Raw genomic sequence first — 18956 nt, forward strand, 5'->3', positions numbered from 1 at the left:
AGGCCGCTTTTGGGAACGGCCCTCTAGTCGCTAACAAAAATATAAGGTGCAGACGCGCCAGAATCAAGCCGATCGATAGGGGACGGCGATGCCGGCACATACCGAACATGATTTCGAAACCGCGATCGAGGCCGGATTGATCGGCCGCGGTGGCTATGAAAAGCGCGACCCGAGCGCCTACGACGAAACGATGGCGCTGTTCCCCACCGATGCCATCGGGTTTATTCAGACTTCGCAACCCAAACGTTGGGCACAGCTCGAAGCACTGCTCGCCGACAAGACAGAGGCGACGGTCCTGGACAGCCTGACCAAGGAACTCGCGCTCAAAGGCACGCTGCATGTTCTGCGACATGGCTTCAAGTGCTACGGCAAGCTGCTGCGCGTGGCGTATTTCCAGCCGAACTCGGGCATGAATCCGGAGGCGGCCGCGCGCTATCAGCAGAACCGGTTGACGATTACGCGCCAGGTCGCTTTTGCTTCCGTGCTAAAACGGCCGGACGGTAAGCCTCGTCGCTGCATTATCGACGTTGTGCTAGCCGTGAACGGCCTGCCGGTCGTCACCGCCGAGCTGAAGAACCCGCAAACCGGGCAACATGCGGCTGACGCGATAAAGCAATACGAACGGGATCGCGACCCGCGCGATCTATTGTTTAGTTTCAAGCAGCGCGCACTCGTGCATTTTGCCGTGGACCCGGACGAAGTGTGGATGACGACCCGGTTGAAAGGCGACGACACATTCTTTCTGCCGTTCAATCGCGGCATGAACCACGGCGCCGGAAATCCGCCAGTCGCGGACAACTGGAAAACGCATTACCTATGGGATGAGGTGCTCCAGGCAGATAGCCTGATGGATATCCTCCAGCGCTTCATTCATCTGGAGGTAACCGAGCGCAAGACACCGGCAGGCCGGGGCATACGCACGGCACGCAAGGAAACGATGATCTTTCCGCGTTACCACCAGCTTGATGCGGTACGCCAACTCGTCGGCCACGCCCAGGCCAATGGCTCGGGCCACAACTATCTGGTGCAGCATTCAGCCGGCTCGGGTAAGTCAAACTCTATAGCCTGGCTCGCCCATCGGTTGGCCAGCCTGCATGACGTGACCGATGCCAAGGTGTTTCATTCGGTGGTTGTGGTCACCGATCGTCGCGTACTCGACACCCAGCTCCAGGACACGATCTATCAGTTCGAGCACAAGACGGGCGTGGTCGAAAAGATCGACGAAGACACGCAGCAACTTGCACGGGCATTGTCACAAGGCACGCCGATCGTCATTACCACGATTCAGAAATTCCCCTTCATCGCCCAGGCGCTCGAAAAACTGGACGAGAAAGGCGAAGGCCTTCGGATCGATACGGCGAACAAACGCTTTGCCGTGATCGTGGATGAAGCACACTCCTCCCAAAGCGGGGAAACGGCTGGCGCGCTGCGCGGCATGCTTAATAAGGACGGCATCGAATCGACCATCGCGGCGCAACTATCCGACGCGGAAGATGACGAGCTATCGGATGACGCGAAAGCCAATCTGCTGCGCGATGCGGCGCGTCGCCAGCGGCAGCCCAACCTTAGCTTCTTTGCCTTCACGGCGACGCCCAAGTTCAAGACCAAGGCACTGTTCGACGAGCCCGGGCCAAACGGCACGTCGCCCTTCCATGAATACTCGATGCGCCAGGCAATCGAAGAGCGCTTCATCATGGACGTGCTGGCGAACTACACGACCTATAAACGTTTCTATGGCCTCGTAAAACAGGCCGAGGCAGACCCGGAAGTCCCGCGCAAGAAAGCAGCAAAAGCGCTTTCGCGCTACATGGAATTGCACCCGGTGAATATCGACCAGGTGGTGTCGGTCATCGTTGAGCATTTCCGGCTGAACGTAATGCACGAAATCGGCGGCCGGGCCCGCGCGATGGTCGTAACGGGATCGCGCCTCGCGGCCGTGAAATACAAGAAGGCGTTCGATAAATATGTGAAAGACCACGGCTACATAGGGATCCGCTCGCTAGTTGCTTTCTCCGGCACCGTCGATGATCCGGATTCGGACGCTTCGTATATCGAAGTGGCGATGAATGATGGGCTGCCGGAACGCGAACTGCCCGAAGCGTTCGAGCGCGACGATTACCGGGTGCTGCTTGTCGCCGATAAATATCAGACCGGCTTTGACCAGCCCCTGCTGCAAACCATGTATGTGATCAAACGGCTGGCCGGGGTTCAAGCCGTACAAACGCTCTCGCGTCTCAACCGCATGGCACCGGGCAAGGCGCGCACGTTCGTGCTCGATTTCGTCAACGACGAGGCGGACATCTACCAAGCATTCAAGCCCTATTACGAAACTACACCGGTTGAAGAGAATGCCGACCCGCAGCGGCTCAATGAACTGCACCACGAGCTACTGCAATGGGCCGTATTCTCTCCCGACGACGTCGGGGCCTTCGCCGCGATCTGGTACTTACGCAAACGCGAACATAGCGGGCGCGAACACCAGCAGATGTCGAGCATTCTCGATCGTGTAGTGGCGCGCTTCAGCGACCTAAGCGACGAAGAACAGTCCCGCTTTCGCGGTCAGCTGACCGCGTTTCGTAACCTCTACTCTTTCCTGTCGCAGATCATTCCCTACCAGGATAGTGAGCTGGAAAAGCTCTATACGTTCGTCCGAAACCTGCTTACAAAACTACCGCTGCCCGACGACGGCCGGTCATTTACGCTCGAAGACGATGTGGCCTTGCGTTACTACCGCATCCAACAGCTGACCGATGGCTCGATCGAGCTTGGCGAGGGCGAGCCCTACCCGCTCAAAGGTCCATCCGAAGTCGGCACCGCTGGCATCAAGGATCAAGAAGTACGGTTGTCGACCCTCGTCGAAAAGCTAAACGAGCGGTTCGGCACCAACTTTACCGAGGCGGATCAGTATTTCTTCGACCAGATACGTGTCTCTGCCGAGCAGGACGAAAAGATCAGCGAGGCGGCAAAGGCCAATACATGGCCTAACTTCAAGTCCTACCTTGAACGCGTCATGGATGAACTGTTCATCGAACGCATGGAAGGAAACGAAGAAATCTTTTCGCGTGTGATGGGCGATCAATCGTTTCGCTCGGCGGCGCACGAGCATTTGGCTGCTGAGATTTTCAAGAATGTTCGAGGTGAGCGCCAGTAGTTTCTGCCTGCGGGCGCGCAGCACAGAAGCTCGCCTGTAAATAACTGAGTCTCAAGCTGAATTTAGCGTTTCCTCACCGCTATACGCGACGCCCGGCCGTGCACCTTATCCTTTACGTCGCCGCGCGTTAATAAAGCAAACGGGCCTTTCGTTTATTTAGCGAAATGCTAAGTAAACAGGTTTAACCAAGACCAAGCCGCTATTGTGATAGGCATGATTTCGCTGCAACCGCGAGCGTATGGCTTCAATCACGATTCGCGACCTGGACGACGACCTTGAACAGGCGCTGCGGCTGGCGGCGGCCGAACACGGTCATTCAATGGAGGAAGAAGTCCGTGTGATCCTGCGTCGCTCGCTTGCGAGTGCGAAGAAAGGCGGTCTGGGCAGCCGGGTTCGGGCACGCTTCAGCGACCTGGGTGGGGCCGACCTCGACCTGACCTCACGCGATGAAATACCGCGCGCCGCCGACTTCGACTAATAATAGTTCTCGACACTAACGTGTTACCGCCAGCGCGGCTGCGGGCCACCCCTGCTCGATGCGACGCTCGCCCCCCGCAATACGAAGGACTTTCGTTCGCTCGGCGTTGCGCTAATCAACCCGTGGGAAGACGGCTGATTCAGCCGACCAAGCTTTAAAGCCTCCTACTCGTCACCAAGTCCGTTCGTATTGGCCAGCCCATAGCGAAGCGACATGCCGCACGAACAACCCCAAACCCAATCGACCAATATCCACCAACTGCGCGTGGGCGATTTCGTCGTCACGACGATTCAGGATGCCTATCTGCAAGGCGGTTTCGGGCTGATCTCGAATCTGGACGCGGCGACCGTGCAGGATTTGCATGCGGCGAGCCGGCGGCCGACGCCGCCAAAGATTACGCTGAACTGTTATATGGTGGATACGGGCGACGAGCGGATTCTGATCGATACCGGGCTGGGTGGTCTGGTGGGCGATGAAGGCGCGCGGCTGGGCGCGGGGCTCGACGAAATGGGGCTGACGTGTGCGGATATCGACCGCGTGATTCTGACCCACGCGCATCCCGACCACCTCGGCGGGCTGATCGATAGCGACGACAATCCGGCCTTTCCGCAGGCCGAGGTGCTCGTGCCGGCCGGCGAGCTGGATTTCTGGCGCGGCGCGGTGCCGGACGATGCCAGCGAGATGTTGCGTAATCAGTTCGCCAATGCACAGCGCGTGTTCGATGCCTGCGCGGCGAGTCTGCGCGCGATCGACACCGACGCGATCCGGCCCGGCATTACGCGTTATCCGCTGCCCGGCCATACGCCGGACCACAGCGGTTATCGCATCGAATCCGACGGCGAAAGCCTGTTGATCGCGGCCGATATCGTGCATCTGCCGCAGATTCAGTTTCCGCGTCCGGATGCGCATATCATGTTCGATACCGACCCGGAACAGGCGGTGCGCTCGCGCCAGGCGCTATTCGCCGAAGTCGCGGTGAGCGGCGAGTTGATCGCCGGCCACCATATCGACTTCCCCGGCATCGGCCATGTGGTGGCCGACGGTGCGGGCTATCGCTTTCTGCCCCACGTTTGGTCGCCGTTCGTCTGAATAGAGCGGGCGATCGCCTGCGCGGCTAGTCGGTATCCCGAAACCGCGTCATCTGGTCAAGCGTGGCTTGGATGGCGGCCGGCGATGGTCCCTCTTCGCGCGGGCGATAGTCGCGGTCGAGCGCTTCCGGGCTGCCGATGGCGGGGAAGTCGATAAAGCCGTTCTCCGTCATCGCAGCATGGCCGCGGTACTGGGCCATGATCATCGGCAGGCGTTCGGCCGGCTGGAACAGATCGTGGCCGACGCTGGTGGCCTCGTAGGCGTTGTTCACGCCCAGCGCGTGCTCGAGCAGCGTAGGCGCCACGTCGAAGCTGCTGGTGAGGTATTCGGTTTGTTTGCCGGCCTCAGTGCGGCCCGGCCAGTGCACGATCATGGGCACCTGGGTCTGGTAGCGGCTGTAGTCGCCGTTGTGGCCCCAGTAGTTCAGGCCGAGGTCGTTGAACTCCTGACCGTGATCGCCCGTGACGACGACGATGGTGTTGTCCATCAGACCCTGGGCTTCGAGCGTGTCGAGCGTTTGGCCGACGAGCCCGTCCACGAAATGCACGGAGTTGCGATAGAGGTTGTGCAGGCCAGTGGGGTCGGTGTCTTCATCCAGCGTGAGGTAGTTCACGCTGTCCCATGACGGCTGGAACGGGCGCGGGTCGCCGTCCGGCAGATCGTAGGCGTGCGGCGAATCGTAGAAGACCATGCCGAAGAAGGGCTTGTCGGCGTCGGGATCGCGTTTTTGCAGGTAGTCGATGAAGTCGCGGTTAGCGTCGATATCGCGCGCCGGCGAGTCGTTGCCTTCGGATTCCATACGCAGCTCTTTCATGCGGGAAAAGATGGTGCGATGAAACTCGGGCGAGGACAGCGGCGCGCTGCGATAGATGCCGAAGTCGTAACCCAGATCGAGCAACCGGCTGACCAACACGGGCCGCGTGTTCGTCTGCAGCATGCTGTGCCAGTAGGTGCCGGGAATGCCATAGAACAACGAGAACATGCCGATACGCGTGGCGTTGCCGCCGCTGTAGTGGTTCATGAAGCGCTGGTTGTTCTGTGCGAAACGCGCCATATGCGGGGAAACATCTTCATTCATGGCGTCGAAACGCCAGGAGTCGATCACGATGAAGACGATGTTCTTCGCATCCGCCGGCGTCTGGGTTTGCAGCGGCACGCGCGGGTAGTCGATCGAGCCATCGAGAGCGGTATCGCCGCCCCAGCTGGCCTCGGCCACATCGAAGCCGCGTTCTTCGAGGAAATCCTTGGCGGTGAGCGGTTCGTAGCCCGGCAACAGCCGGGTCTGGCGGGTGACGCTGCCGTCGCCCATGGCATCGGCATACGCATGAAACAGGTTGGTAGCCAGAAGCAGCGCGACACAGGCGCCGGCCATGCCATAGCCGAAGCGCCGCTGGCGTGTCGCCGCGACCAGCCGCCATACCGCCCAGCCCACGGCCCATAGCGCAAGCGCCACTCCGAGCCCGATCAAGGCGACCTGGATTTTCATCGCCAGCGAGAATTCGAAGGTTTCTTCCGACGCGCCCGAGAAGAAAAGCGAAACCAGTGCGCCGTTCAAATGAAAACGGTACTGCTGGAACACCAGCGTATCGACCAGCAGCAGGCACGTCAGCACCACGCCGATCGCCCATGCGAGCGGCGCAATGATGTGTCGGTACGGCACGATCAGAGCGAGCAGCATGATGGGTAACAACCCGATCAGCGCGACCGACAGAAAATGCGCAAAGAACATCGCGATGCCGAAGCTGCGCGCCACCAGGCCGGGCGACAGATCGCCCACATCGAGATAGCGCAGGGCGACCAGCGACAGCACGAGGGTATAGGCAATCACAAGCCAGCCGAGCCAGCGCAGTAGCGCGCCGCGGCCGACCCCGGACGAAATGGGGTTGAGCATCAAAAATCTTTGGGGTGGAGTGGGCAGAACGGGCCATATCAGACAGATTGCGCGGCGAAGGTTCCACGCTGCGGCCCATCGATATCGAGCCCGGTAACGACACCGTCATACGTCGGCTTATATAGTAGGCACGTCTGCAAACCGGGGAAGCTCGCATGGACCCGTCCAAGAACAGCCCGTTGTCACGTCTTTTCGGCCATTCGCCGTTCAAGGCGCTGCGCGAACACATTCGCGAAGTCGACAAGAGTGCGGATCTGCTGCGCGAGTATTTCGATGCGACCGCGGCCGGCGACTGGACCCAGGCCGAAGCGCTACACGAGCGCATTTCTGCCTGCGAACACGAGGCCGACGATCTCAAGGACAAGATTCGGCTGAACCTGCCGACGTCGCTGTTCCTACCGATCTCGCGCTCGGACCTGCTCGTGTTGATCGAAGCGCAGGACAAGATCATCAACAAGGTCAAGGACATATCCGGCCTGATGACGGGACGGCGCATGGAATTCCCGCCCTCGGTGCAACGCCCGATCAGCGATTACATGCAGACGTCGATCGAGGCCGTACACCAGGCGCGCAAGGTGCTCGAGGAACTCGACGAACTGCTGGATTCCGGCTTCGGCCGCGACGTGAGCGAGATGATCGAAGATATGGTCACCGAACTGGGCCGGCTGGAGAAACGCGCGGATAACGAACAGATCGCCATTCGCCACCGCCTACTCGAACTGGAAAGCGAACTGCCGCCGCTGGAAGTGATGTTCATCTATCGCGTGATCGACTGGATCGGCACGCTTTCGGATCGCGCCGAACGCGTGGGCTCGCGTCTGCAGATTTTAATGGCACGCTAGCGCGCCCAACCCTTCCTTCTCTCCTGCGCCGCAGACAAGGACGTCCATGTCGCTCATTACTCAGCATGCGGAATTGCTGCTCATTCTCGCCTGTGTGTTCGGTTTCTTCATGGCCTGGGGTATCGGCGCCAACGATGTCGCCAACGCGATGGGCACCTCGGTGGGCTCGGGCGCCGTCACGGTCGGCCAGGCCGTGGTCATCGCCGGCATATTCGAGTTTCTGGGCGCATGGCTGGCCGGCGGCGAAGTCACGGAGACCATCAGCGGCGGGCTGATCAACCCCGAAATATTTGCCGACAATCCGGACCTACTGGTTATCGGCATGCTCGCGGCGCTGCTGGGGGCGGGCACGTTTTTGCTGGTCACTTCCATGCGCGGGCTGCCGGTCTCCACGGGGCAGTCGATCGTCGGGGGCATTCTCGGGTTTGCGCTGATCGCTTTCGGCGCCGAACCGGTCAAATGGGCGGAAATCGGCAAGATCGCGGCCAGCTGGGTGGTATCGCCGCTGTTGGCCGGTGTGCTGGCGTTTCTGTTGTTCGAGTCGATTCGCCGGCTGGTATTCAACCATGCCGACCCGGCGGTGGGCGCGCGCCGTTATCTGCCGGCCTATGTATTTCTGGCTGCCTTCGTGATCTGTCTGGTCACTTTGGTCAAAGGCCTATCGCATATCGGTATCGATTTGAGTACGACGATGGCGGTCGCCGGCGCGGTCGCACTCGGCCTCGTAGCAGCCGCGATCAGCGCGGTACTGTTACGGCGTATCGATCTGTCGCCGGAAGCGCGTGCGACGGATCGTTATCGCAACGTGGAGCGCGTGTTTGCAGTCGCCCAGGTTTTCACCGCAGCCACGATGGCGTTCGCGCACGGCTCCAATGATGTGGCCAACGCGGTCGGGCCGGTCGCGGCAATTCTCAACGTGATCAACAATCCCGACAACGTCGGTCAGAGCTCCGAGCTGGCCGGATGGGTTCTGGTGCTGGGCGGTATTGGCATCGTGGTGGGCCTCGCCACCTATGGCCATCGCGTGATGCGCACGATCGGCGCGCGCATCACCGAGCTCACCCCGACGCGCGGCTTCTCGGCCGAACTGGCCGCGGCCTCGACGGTCGTACTGGCCACGTTCTTCGGCCTGCCCGTATCCACCACTCAGACGCTGGTCGGCGGCGTGCTTGGCGTGGGGCTCGCGCGCGGGCTGCGCGCGCTGGATCTATCGGTGCTCGGCGGCGTGTTTCTGGGCTGGCTGCTCACCCTGCCCGGTGCCGCGCTGTTTACAGCGGCATTCTACTTCCTGCTGAGCACCATACTGATCTAGAAACGCGTCCTGTCGCCTCGCGTTCTGGCGCCTAGTGCGCCAGCGGGCTGGCCAGAAAACGGCTCACGCGGTCGAACAGCTGTGGCGCACGCCGTTCGAGCAGCACGAAATGGGTACCGCGGCCGATCTCGTCGTACTGCTTGTAGGCGCTGCCCAGCCGGTCGTAAAGCCCGAGCCCATCCTCGCGAATGGCGGTGGCGTCTTCGGTGGCGCGGATCACCAGCGTGGGCACATCGATATCGCCGGCTTCATAGCGGGCGCGACCGTTGAAGGCTTCCCAGAGATCCACGATCACGCCGTTAGGGGCGCGCACGAAATCGGCCGGTTCATCGCGCAGCATGGCGTCGTACCAGCGCTCCACCATCGCCGGATCGCGCCAGCTGTCGGGATCGGCCGCGGTGATTTCCGCGCCCCAACGCTCGCGCGCCTGCGCGGCGGTTTCGGTGCGATAGGCGCCCAGCGGGCGTAAACGGTGCGGGTTGTCACGATCTTCGAGTGCCGCGATACGATCACGCCGTTCGCAGCTATACACCGGCGCGAACAGCACCAGCCGATTGATCGTGCCGGGCTGGCTGGCGGCATACATGCTCGTGGTCATCGTGCCCCAGGACCAACCCACCAGATCGATTTTTTCGACGCCGGTGCGCTCTCGAATGAAAGCAATCGTATCGGCAATATCCGCGACCGCACTTTCGGCACGCGCAAACGGCGGATTGTCCTGCGCAGGTTCGTCCAGCACCGGGCTGCGCGTGGAGGCGCCGTAGCCGCGCACATCCAGCGCATAAGCCGCATAACCGTCACCGACCGCATGGTCGAGCCAGCTGCTGGTCGGCACATCGAACATCACGCCGGGGTAAGTCGCGCCATGTACGAACAGCACAGCTTTTGCCGGGGTATCAGCTGCGGGGTTATCCGCCGTCTTTTCGCGGACGTGAATACGCTCGTTCGGCGCTTCGGAACTGGTAATGAACAGATCTTCGCAGCGTGGCATCAACCGGGCCCCGGCTTTTTGTTGTCGAAATCGATATCGTCGGCGCGCTCGGCGATGTTGTCAGCCACGAACGCACCGCGCTCGCCCATCGGTTTGCCGCCGGAGGTGGTGGTGTCGTGCGCGGTCTGAAACTCGAGCTGAGCGTTGAGTTCGCCGCCTACGAGCATGATGAGCACGGTGATATAGAGCCAGGTCAGCACCACGACCACGGCACCCAGCGAACCATAGGTCGCCGAATAATTATCGGAAAAGGCCACGTAGACAGAGAACGCGAGCGAGCCGATGATCCAGAACACGGTCACGATCGCGGCACCCACTATCACCCAGCGCCATTTCGGCGCGCGCCGGCTTGGCGCATAGCGATACAGCCCGGCGATACCCAACATCAGGAACAGCGCCGCGCCGCCCAGGCCGATGCCCCGGCCAACGGCAACCATCCAGTCGGCAAAACCCAGCGCGGCAAACAGCAACGGCACGCCGGCCGCCAAAATGGCCACCATACTAAGCCCGAACACGATCGCCAGGGTCAGCGCCAGCGACACCGCGATCTTGACGAAGAAGTTGCGGGTTTCGCGCTCGGCATACACTACGTTGAGGGCAATCATCAGCGCGGTCGTGCCTTTGCGCGCGCTCCACAGCGCCAAGGCCAGTGTGAACAGCGCGGCCAGACCGAGCGAGGCCTGCGGCTTGGCGGCAACCTGGCTCATCTGGCCGGTGATGGTGGTGATGACATCCGGCGGAACGACGCCGCGCAGCTGTTGCACCTGATCGACCACGCCAGCCGGGTCGAGAAACAACCCGTAGATCGCGACGAACGCCGCAATACCGGGAAAAATCGCCAGCAGCCCGTAGAACGACACGCCGGCTGCGATGATCGAAAGATTGTTGTCGTTGAACGCGTGATAGACGCGCAGCGCGACGTCGCGCCAGCCCTTGAACGGGATATTGACCGGCGTTGCCGCCCGCCGCCCGCGTCCACCCGCTGACGGCTGTTCGTTCGGCGAAAGCTGCTTTGCGTTATGACGGTGCACCATTGTCTCCCTGACCTCGGGCGCTGCCCGACTCGAAAACGCGACCCGGGCCGGGCGCTGTCTGCATGACAGCGCCGACGCACGCGGCGTAGCATCGCGCCATGCCTCGCCCCAGCCGTCACTTTAACCCAACGCTGTCGTGGTCACGATGCGCGAACACGTGACCATCAAACAGTATCTGCTGGTGGCAGCGGCCGCGCTGTTGTTCGCGCTCGGCGTACTGGGGGTATTCCTGCCGCTGTTGCCCACCACGCCGTTCATGCTGGCAGCGGTAGCCCTGGCCTCGCGCGGCTCACCGCGCTTTGCCGCATGGATACGCGCCAATCGCTATGCCGGTCCGGCGATCAACAACTGGGAGCGCGAGCGCGCGCTATCACGACACGCCAAGATCACCGCCGTGGCGATGATCGCAACCAGCATCGCCATCGTCTGGTGGCATATCGATTATCGCCCGTTGGCGATCGGCGTGACCGTTGGGCTGGCCTGTGTCGCCACTTTTCTGGTCACCCGGCCGACACCGCAGCACGCGCCCGACTCTAGTCGAAAAGCAGGCTCTTGAGCATCGTCTGAATCTGCTCGCGATAGCGTTCATGCTCACCGCTGACCGTGGCGGTGACCTGGTATTGGCGCCGCTCGCCGAGCCGGTAGAGCCAATGGCTAACGGTATCGCCCATTTCGATCTGCGTGGTGTATTGCAGCGCGGTGTAGTCGCCCATCTTCACCGAATTCGCACTCGGCGCGCCGTCGGCACGCACGGCTTCGGCATATTCGGCCAACGTGTCGATACCCGGCTTGCGATCGCGGGTGACGGTCAGCACGAACCCGTCGCTGATCTCGCTGGCGGCTGCATTGGCCGGGCCAAGCACCTTGAACGATACGGTGTCGTCGCCGTCGCGCGATACGCGCGCACCTTTCGGCCGTTCGATGGAAAAACCGAGCTGCGGGTTGCGATAACGCGCCTCGGCGTCGGTTTCAGCCGGGTCAGAAACAGCAGCGGAAACCGGCACGAAGCTCGATAGAATCGCGTCGCGCTGGGGCGCCGATGCGCCTTCGACGATCATGATCGCGGCGCGATCCTGTGCCAATGCGATCGCCTTGACCGCCCGCGATGCACTTTCGTCGTCCTGTACCAGCACCACGCTGCCCGCCGTGTTGCGGGTTTCGCTGGCCGCACTCGGGTCGCCGATTGTGTCGACTGCGAGCGCGCGCAGCGAGCGTCCGCCCCGCGCGGTGGTCGAAACCCGTAGCGTAAGCGCGTCACTGCTCAGAACTCGCGCATCGCTATCGCGCTCGTGCGGCCTATCGGCGGCGTCGAGTTCGAGTTGGCGCGGATAGTCGAACTCGAAGCCCGCGCGCGTATCGCGATAGTGAGCGAAGTTCGCAGGCGCCGCCGGGCTGGCGGTGGCCTGGTCTGGCGAGGGCTGTTCTTTATCGCTTGCGAGCAGCGCGCCGGCGTTGCAGGTCATGGCCAGGGCGAGCAGTCCGGTGATCCAGAGTCTTGAGAGTCTTGGGTGTGAAGCCTTGCCGTATCGCATGGCGTTATCCGTTCGAGATGATGCGTCCTAACCGACACCCCGGGCGCGCCGAGGTTTCGTTGCCGGTCGACGTTGTTGCGTTGACAGCGTCGATCGCTGCGCGCAATGTCAAATCTTCGGCCACGGCCGAATATAAAAGTTCAATACGAACAATAACTAACGTTGGAGGAGACAATGTACGACAGCAAAAATCTCGAACGCCTGGGCCAGCTCGATGCCGGCGCGCCACAGGGTATGGACGCATTCTGGGCGTTCGACAAGGCGGCTTTTGCCGAGGGCGCAATCGACGCCAAGACCAAGCAGCTGATCGCGCTCGCGGTCGCCATGACTACCCAGTGCCCTTATTGCCTCGAGCTGCACACTCAGGCCGCGCGTGATGCCGGCGCCAGCAACGAAGAACTCAGCGAAACCGCGGTCGTCGCGGCCGCCATTCGTGCCGGCGGCGCCATCACCCACGCGACGCATATGTTCGCCAAATAAAATGGCGCCGGGGTGATCGCGGCTAAGGCTCGATCTCCTTGGCCCAGTTCAACTCGCGATAGCGCGCCACGTCGTCGCCGAAGAACGGGTATTTGACGATTTCAAAATACGGCGAGTGGTCGAAATCGCGCGGCGTAATCAAGCGCGCATTGCGGCGATGAAACACCATGTCTCCGCCATCGCCGCGATGGAGCGTGGGCAGGATGGGATAGCGCACGCTGGCAAAGGCACGGGCGATCAGCGTGGAGCAAATCGTGCGCGCCATCTCACCATGGCCGACTTCGAACAACGAGGAGCGCCAACGTCGGGGCAACAGGCCGTAGGGAAAGAAGAACCGCAGCAGATCGCTGATATGACGCAGGTCGTAGGGGGTGCCAACGCGTTCGATACAGAACTCGATCACCGCCAGGCTGTCGCTCTGCGAAAGTTCACGCGCACGGCACAGACGTAGATGCTCGTAGCGGTAACGAGTGATGGGCGACAAATGCACGCCGTGCCCGATCTCGGCTTCGAGCAACATAGGCGTCGTATCGGCGATGCCTTGCGCACGTAGCGGTGAGACATCTACGCCGAGCAAGGCCAGTTCGGCAACCGTCCCCAAATGCAACGCGGCGTGTGTCCAGGCGCTGAGGGTCACGCTCTGAATCACGCCCGATACACGGCTTCGGCCTTCGACGAGCACAATATCGGCACGCTGAAGATGCTCACAGAGACGACCGAAGTCGTTGCGCGGCATGCCCAGTGGCCGTGATTCGGCCGCCAGCCAATCCACGACCGGTTCGGTGAGACGGCGACGCAGGCTTTGCAATGGCGCAGTAATCTTCATGACGATCTCAGCTTAGCAGCCTGAATGTACTTCGAGAGGCGCACAGCGCTTCGGCTGAAGCCGTGGTTGCTGTATAATCCAGCCATTCTCAGGCGGCCGCCGTCGGCACGCGAGCTTGAACCCGGCATCTTTCGCAAGCCTGGTTCATAACGCGACGCCCCGTCGTAACGGCGGCCGACCCTACGCCCAGTCAACAAGAGATCGCATTGGCCCGGTCGCGCACTATCGAACGTTCCAGCCTCGTGCTCAGCCTGCTGGCCGTGTGCGTGGGTGTGGCTGCGGGCTATGGCGCTTCGATCTTTCGCGATCTCATCGCGCTGTTTCACAACCTTGCCTTCTTCGGCGAGTTGTCGCTGGTCTACGACGCCAACGAACATACCGCAGCCAGCCCCTTCGGGGCGTGGATCATCATCGTGCCGATGCTGGGCTCGGTGGCTGTCACCTTTCTCGTGCAGAATTTCGCCCCCGAGGCCAAGGGCCACGGCGTGCCGGAAGTCATCGACGCGATCTACTACAAGGGCGGACGGATTCGTCCGAGCGTGGCCGGGGTGAAAGCGCTGGCCTCTTCCATCTCGATCGCCACCGGCGGCGCGGTCGGCCGCGAGGGCCCGATCATCCAGATCGGCTCGGCGCTGGGTTCGAGTATCGGCCAGGCCACGCTGCTGCGGGAATGGCAGCGCAATACGCTGATCGCCGCCGGCGCCGCGGCCGGCATTGCGGCCACCTTCAATGCGCCGCTTGGCGGGCTGCTGTTCGCAATCGAAATCATCCTGCCGGAAACGTCGGGGCGCACGCTCATACCGGTGGCATTGGCCACGGGCGCAGCCTCGTTCGTGGGCCGCGCGCTGTTCGGCAATACGCCGTCCTTCGATATCCCGGCGCTGGCCAATAACGCGCTCGATCTGAATTCGCCCGAACTGCTGGGCGTATACGTCGTCTTCGGCATTCTGATGGGCCTGGCCGCGCTGATATTCACGCGCAGCATCTATGTGTTCGAGGCCCTGTTCGAACGAATGCCGGGCAACGGTTACTCGCGCCACCTGATCGGCATGGGTCTGGTGGGCGTGATCATGTACGCCTTCCTGGAGCTGAGCGGCCAGTACTACGTTCAGGGCGTCGGCTATGCCACGATCCAGGACATTCTGGAGAATGCGCTCACCTCGCCCTGGCTGTTGCTGCTGTTGTTCGCCGGCAAGCTGCTGGCGACCTCGCTCACCCTGGGTTCCGGTGCCTCCGGCGGTGTGTTCTCGCCGGCGCTGTATCTGGGCGCGACGCTGGGCGGCGCGTTCGCCGTGGCCATGCAGCATTTCACGCCCTGGTTCCAGCTGGATGTGGCCACCATGGCCGTGCTGGGCATGGCCGCGGTGGTGGCCAGCTCCACGGGTGCGGCGCTGACCGCGATCGTGATCATCTTCGAGATGACGCGCGACTATCACGTGATCATCCCGATGATCATCGTGGTGTCTATCGCGTATTACGTGCGCCAGTTCCTGATGGCGGACACCATCTATACGTTCAAGCTCACGCGCCGCAATCATCCGGTGCCGGCCTCGCTCGAAACCAACCTGTTCATGCTGCAGAAGGCGTCGGAGTTCTACGACCCGCGCGTGATCCGCGTGGGCAACAACCGAGGCCTGGCCGAAATTCGTCGCCGCTTCAAACGCTTCGGCCGTCAGGCCCCGAACGTGCTCGTGCTCGATCACGAACAGAAGATTCAGGCCATATTCTCCACGCGTCGTCATTACCGGCTCACCCGCCGGGCCCGGATCCATAGCTGGGCCGACGAACATATGGAAACCGACTATATCGTGGCCGCGGCCGACGACATGATCTTCGATATCGTCGGCCGGCTGCGCGCAGCGAACTGCGAAGTGGCGCTGATCACCCCCGACGGCAAGATGAGCCATCCGCGCGAGGTCGAGGGCGTGCTCACGCTGTCGGACGTGGCGCGCAGCAGCCGTCTCGCCCGCCAGATGGAACGCCGTCGCCCGCGCACGCCCCGACCGAAAACCGACACGCGCTAGTCAACGCGGCGCCTGCCCGGCACGTTTTTTGTATCATGCGCGCCCTATCAAAACGTTAACAGGCCCCAGGCCCGAGCGCAGGATTCACCGTGAACGCTATCGCCCGCTATTTCGATTTCGACACCCTGGGCACGAACTGGCGCACGGAAACCATCGCCGGCCTGACCACGTTCCTGTCGATGGCCTATATTCTGTTCGTGAATCCGGCGGTGCTCTCGCTGGCCTCGGTGCCGGATGCCGCCGGGCTGGGCATGCCACGCGATGCCGTATTCACGGCCACGGCCATCGCTGCGGCCTTTGGCTCGCTGGTGATGGGCATTCTCGCGCGCTATCCGATCGCCCAGGCCCCCGGCATGGGGCTCAACGCCTTCTTTGCGTTTTCGGTCGTGCTGGGTATGGGCATCGAGTGGCAGACCGCGCTCGCCGGTACCTTCGTATCCGGACTGATCTTCATGGCGCTGACCGTGTCGCGCCTGCGCGAACGCGTGATCAACGCGATCCCCAACGAACTCAAGCATGCCGTGGCGGCGGGCATTGGACTGTTCATCGCCTTCATCGGCCTGACCAATGCCGGCATCATCGTCAATGACGATGCACTGCTCGTGGGTCTGGCGCCGCTAACCGACCCGCAGACATTGCTGGCCATATTCGGGCTGGTCGCCACGGTGATTCTGATGACGCTGCGCCTGACCAGTGCCATTTTTCTGGGCATGGCGCTCACCGCCATTGTGGGCATGGTCACCGGCCTGATCGGTCTGCCCGATCATATCGTCAGCCCGGTGCCGGATATCAGCCCGGTGGCCGGCGCGGCCATTTCCCGCCTGCCCGATCTGTTCACGCCGCAAATGGCGGTGGTGATCGGCACCATGCTGTTCGTGGATTTCTTCGATTCGGCCGGCACGCTCATGGGCGTGGCCCGCCAGGCCGGGTTGATCGTCGACAACAAACTGCCGCGCGCGGGGCGTGCCCTGTTCGCCGATGCCCTGGCCACGAGTGCCAGCGGGCTGATCGGCACCTCGTCGACCACCGCCTATATCGAATCCGCCTCCGGCGTGGCCGCCGGTGGGCGCAGCGGCTTTACCGCCGTGGTGGTCGGTGTGCTGTTTCTGCTGGCGCTGTTCTTCTCGCCGCTGTTGGCGGTGGTCACGCAGGCGGTCACCGCGCCGGCGTTGATCGTGGTGGGCGTGCTCATGGCCGCCTCGCTGCGCCATATCGCCTGGGATCGTTTCGAAACCGCGGTACCGGCGTTTCTGACCGTGCTGCTGATGCCGCTGACCTATTCCATCGCCACCGGCATCGCACTGGGCTTTATCGTCTACCCCATCACCATGACCGCCGCCGGGCGCCGCCGCGAAATCCACCCGCTGATGCTCGCCCTGGCGGGGATCTTTCTCGCCTATTTCGTGTTCCTGCGGCCCTAGGGAATTTCGGCAAACCCGTTCGCGATAACCCGTCGCATCGGCGACCGAGCCCCTAGCCCAACGGCAGGCCCTGATATTCCTTCAGGGTTTGCAACACGATTGCCGTCTTCACGTGGCTGACCGTTTCGTGCGCGAGCAGCTGGTCGTTGACCAGTCGCGATAGCGCCTGCAAATCGGTCGTGGCCACCTTGAGGAAATAGTCCATGTCGCCGGTCAGCGCATGGGCCTCCAGCACTTCCGGCAGGCCGCCCAGAAATTCGGCGAAGTGGGCCGCGTTATCGCGGTTATGGCTGGCCAGGGTGACCCAGATCATCACCAGCATCCCATAGCCGAGTTTTTCGAAGCTCAGCTCGGCGCGATAGCCCTGAATAAACCCCTCCTTCTCGAGTCGTGCCCGACGGCGCGAACACTGCGACGGCGACAGCGATACAAGCGCGGCCAGTTCGTTGCTGGTAAGCCGTCCTTCGCGCTGAAGCTGGTCCAGGATCTTTCGATCGAATTTATCCAAATGCATGATCGGCGCACCTGTTTTGATTTTTATGCATTAACAATGCGTAAACGGACGATTTAAGCCGCACTCTGCGCCACGTTCGCACGCATCCACGCATAGTATTGAAGCAAGCAATAAAACTAAAACAGTCCGATTCACGACAACCGGCTGCCCTGCGCAACGCCCCGATGTGCGGTTGAGTTGTCGTGTGAACGTGCGAAGGAGATGCATGCCTATGAAGCAGCCCGAGCCCAGGCCGAGCCGCGTGCCGGCCCCGTCAAGCGCGCCCGCGCTGGCGGCGTCGCCGTCGATGACGCTGACCGATGCCGATCTGAAAACGCTTTACCAGTTACTGGTGAGCGTGCGGCAACTCGACAAGGCCGCGGTCGCCTGGCAACGCCAGGGTATTTTTCCAACCTATGCGCCCGCCCTCGGTCAGGAGGCTGCCCAGGTCGGCAGCGCTTATGTGCTTGATCGAACGCGCGATTTCGCGTTTCCCACCTACCGCGAGATCGGCGTAGCCCGTGCGCTGGGGGTGAACATGGCCGAGTATCTGGCCACCCACAAAGCACTCTGGCACGGCGGTCTTTACGACCCGGTCACCAGCCGGCTGGCGCCGATTCAGGCCGTGGTCGCCGGCTCGGTACTGCACGCGGTCGGCTGGGCACTCGGTGCCAAGCTCGACGCAGCCGATACGACCGATCTCCCCGTGGCGATGACCTACTTCGGTGACGGCGCCAGTTCCCAGGGCGATGTGCACGAGGCCATGAATTTTGCCGGCGTCATGCAGGTGCCGGTGGTGTTTTTCGTCCAGAACAACTGCTGGGCCATTTCGCTGCCGACACACGAACAGGTCGCCGGCAACGATATCGCGGCGCGGGCCCACGGCTATGGCATGCCCGCGTTACGTATCGACGGCAACGACGTAACGGCCGTCATCGACGCCTGTTCGCGGGCGGTTGCGCATGCACGCGCCGGGCGTGGCCCGGTACTCGTGGAAGCACTGACCTACCGGCGTGGCCCCCATTCCACCAGCGACGACCCGGGCCGCTATCGCAGCCTCGAACAAGAGCGCGCGGACGCCGGCGACGACCCGATCGAGATGCTCAGACGCGCGCTTGAAGCAGGCGGCGATATCGCCGAGGCGTTCTTCACCGACGTACAGACCAACGCCGAGCAGGAACAGGACGAGGTTTTCGGCCAGCTTGCGGCCATGACCACCCGCCCGGGCCGGGAGATGTTCGATTACGTCTTTCAACAGCCGACGGCGGTGCTACGCGCCCAGCAGGCCCATTGGCAGAGCGAGACTGAATATGATGCATGAGCTTCGTCACCCCGATTCGCGCGCTACGCGATCGCCTGTCCCGGGCGCGCGCCGCCGCAACGAGCGCGCCG

The 18956-nt window shown here is 62.2% G+C and carries 16 protein-coding genes; 10 read left to right on the plus strand and 6 right to left on the minus strand.

Annotated features, from left to right (window positions below; all coding sequences use genetic code 11):
• Positions 1-88 precede the first annotated feature (88 nt).
• From T5B8_RS01550 to T5B8_RS01560, 3 genes are all read left to right on the plus strand, one after another.
• The gene (locus T5B8_RS01550) at positions 89-3151 is read left to right on the plus strand and encodes a type I restriction endonuclease subunit R (RefSeq protein ID WP_353175614.1); all 3063 of its coding nucleotides are present in this window, start codon (positions 89-91) and stop codon (positions 3149-3151) included.
• A gap of 238 nt (positions 3152-3389) precedes the next feature.
• Positions 3390-3629 carry a FitA-like ribbon-helix-helix domain-containing protein gene (locus tag T5B8_RS01555; RefSeq protein ID WP_353175616.1) on the plus strand — a complete coding sequence of 80 codons (240 nt, stop codon included), beginning with the start codon at positions 3390-3392 and terminating at the stop codon, positions 3627-3629.
• Positions 3630-3842: 213 nt separating this feature from the next.
• Entirely contained in the window at positions 3843-4718 is an 876-nt protein-coding gene (locus T5B8_RS01560; protein WP_353175618.1) for an MBL fold metallo-hydrolase, read from the plus strand.
• Between the two features lie 25 nt (positions 4719-4743).
• On the opposite strand, the gene T5B8_RS01565 is transcribed toward T5B8_RS01560, so the two are convergent.
• A complete protein-coding gene (locus T5B8_RS01565) occupies positions 4744-6609 on the minus strand; it encodes a DUF3413 domain-containing protein (RefSeq protein ID WP_353175619.1) in 1866 nt (621 codons plus the stop codon).
• Between the two features lie 155 nt (positions 6610-6764).
• Between T5B8_RS01565 and T5B8_RS01570 the strand changes: the two genes are divergently transcribed.
• Positions 6765-7451 (plus strand): TIGR00153 family protein, encoded by a 687-nt coding sequence (locus tag T5B8_RS01570; RefSeq protein ID WP_353175621.1) that lies wholly within the window; start codon positions 6765-6767, stop codon positions 7449-7451.
• A gap of 46 nt (positions 7452-7497) precedes the next feature.
• Positions 7498-8763 carry an inorganic phosphate transporter gene (locus T5B8_RS01575; RefSeq protein ID WP_353160970.1) on the plus strand — a complete coding sequence of 422 codons (1266 nt, stop codon included), beginning with the start codon at positions 7498-7500 and terminating at the stop codon, positions 8761-8763.
• Between the two features lie 31 nt (positions 8764-8794).
• Here T5B8_RS01575 and T5B8_RS01580 read toward each other — a convergent pair whose 3' ends face one another.
• Together T5B8_RS01580 and T5B8_RS01585 are read right to left on the minus strand one after the other, a co-directional pair.
• Positions 8795-9754: an alpha/beta hydrolase gene (locus T5B8_RS01580; RefSeq protein ID WP_353175623.1), complete on the minus strand. Its 960-nt coding sequence runs from the start codon at positions 9752-9754 to the stop codon at positions 8795-8797.
• Positions 9754-10788, minus strand: coding sequence for a YihY/virulence factor BrkB family protein (locus T5B8_RS01585; RefSeq protein WP_353175625.1), 1035 nt, complete (start codon positions 10786-10788; stop codon positions 9754-9756). Before T5B8_RS01585 ends, T5B8_RS01580 begins: the two co-directional genes overlap by 1 nt.
• A 145-nt stretch (positions 10789-10933) precedes the next feature.
• Here T5B8_RS01585 and T5B8_RS01590 point away from each other — a divergent pair, with 145 nt between their 5' ends.
• Entirely contained in the window at positions 10934-11344 is a 411-nt protein-coding gene (locus T5B8_RS01590; protein WP_353175686.1) for a YbaN family protein, read from the plus strand.
• Here T5B8_RS01590 and T5B8_RS01595 read toward each other — a convergent pair.
• The gene (locus T5B8_RS01595) at positions 11322-12320 is read right to left on the minus strand and encodes a hypothetical protein (protein ID WP_353175627.1); all 999 of its coding nucleotides are present in this window, start codon (positions 12318-12320) and stop codon (positions 11322-11324) included. The genes T5B8_RS01590 and T5B8_RS01595 overlap by 23 nt on opposite strands.
• A 174-nt stretch (positions 12321-12494) precedes the next feature.
• Between T5B8_RS01595 and T5B8_RS01600 the strand changes: the two genes are divergently transcribed.
• Positions 12495-12800 carry a carboxymuconolactone decarboxylase family protein gene (locus T5B8_RS01600; protein WP_006914174.1) on the plus strand — a complete coding sequence of 102 codons (306 nt, stop codon included), beginning with the start codon at positions 12495-12497 and terminating at the stop codon, positions 12798-12800.
• Between the two features lie 22 nt (positions 12801-12822).
• Here the strand turns inward: T5B8_RS01600 and T5B8_RS01605 are convergent, their stop codons facing one another.
• Positions 12823-13626 carry a YiiX/YebB-like N1pC/P60 family cysteine hydrolase gene (locus T5B8_RS01605; protein WP_353175629.1) on the minus strand — a complete coding sequence of 268 codons (804 nt, stop codon included), beginning with the start codon at positions 13624-13626 and terminating at the stop codon, positions 12823-12825.
• Positions 13627-13832: 206 nt separating this feature from the next.
• Here T5B8_RS01605 and T5B8_RS01610 point away from each other — a divergent pair, with 206 nt between their 5' ends.
• Complete coding sequence (locus T5B8_RS01610; protein WP_353175631.1) at positions 13833-15650, plus strand: chloride channel protein; 1818 nt, start codon at positions 13833-13835, stop codon at positions 15648-15650.
• A gap of 98 nt (positions 15651-15748) precedes the next feature.
• Positions 15749-17071: an NCS2 family permease gene (locus T5B8_RS01615; RefSeq protein ID WP_353175688.1), complete on the plus strand. Its 1323-nt coding sequence runs from the start codon at positions 15749-15751 to the stop codon at positions 17069-17071.
• Between the two features lie 52 nt (positions 17072-17123).
• Here T5B8_RS01615 and T5B8_RS01620 read toward each other — a convergent pair whose 3' ends face one another.
• Complete coding sequence (locus T5B8_RS01620; RefSeq protein ID WP_502950716.1) at positions 17124-17585, minus strand: Lrp/AsnC family transcriptional regulator; 462 nt, start codon at positions 17583-17585, stop codon at positions 17124-17126.
• Between the two features lie 211 nt (positions 17586-17796).
• Here T5B8_RS01620 and T5B8_RS01625 point away from each other — a divergent pair, with 211 nt between their 5' ends.
• Positions 17797-18885, plus strand: coding sequence for a thiamine pyrophosphate-dependent enzyme (locus T5B8_RS01625; RefSeq protein WP_502950769.1), 1089 nt, complete (start codon positions 17797-17799; stop codon positions 18883-18885).
• Positions 18886-18956 lie beyond the last annotated feature (71 nt).

Source organism: Salinisphaera sp. T5B8 (assembly GCF_040361255.1).
GTDB lineage: Bacteria > Pseudomonadota > Gammaproteobacteria > Nevskiales > Salinisphaeraceae > Salinisphaera.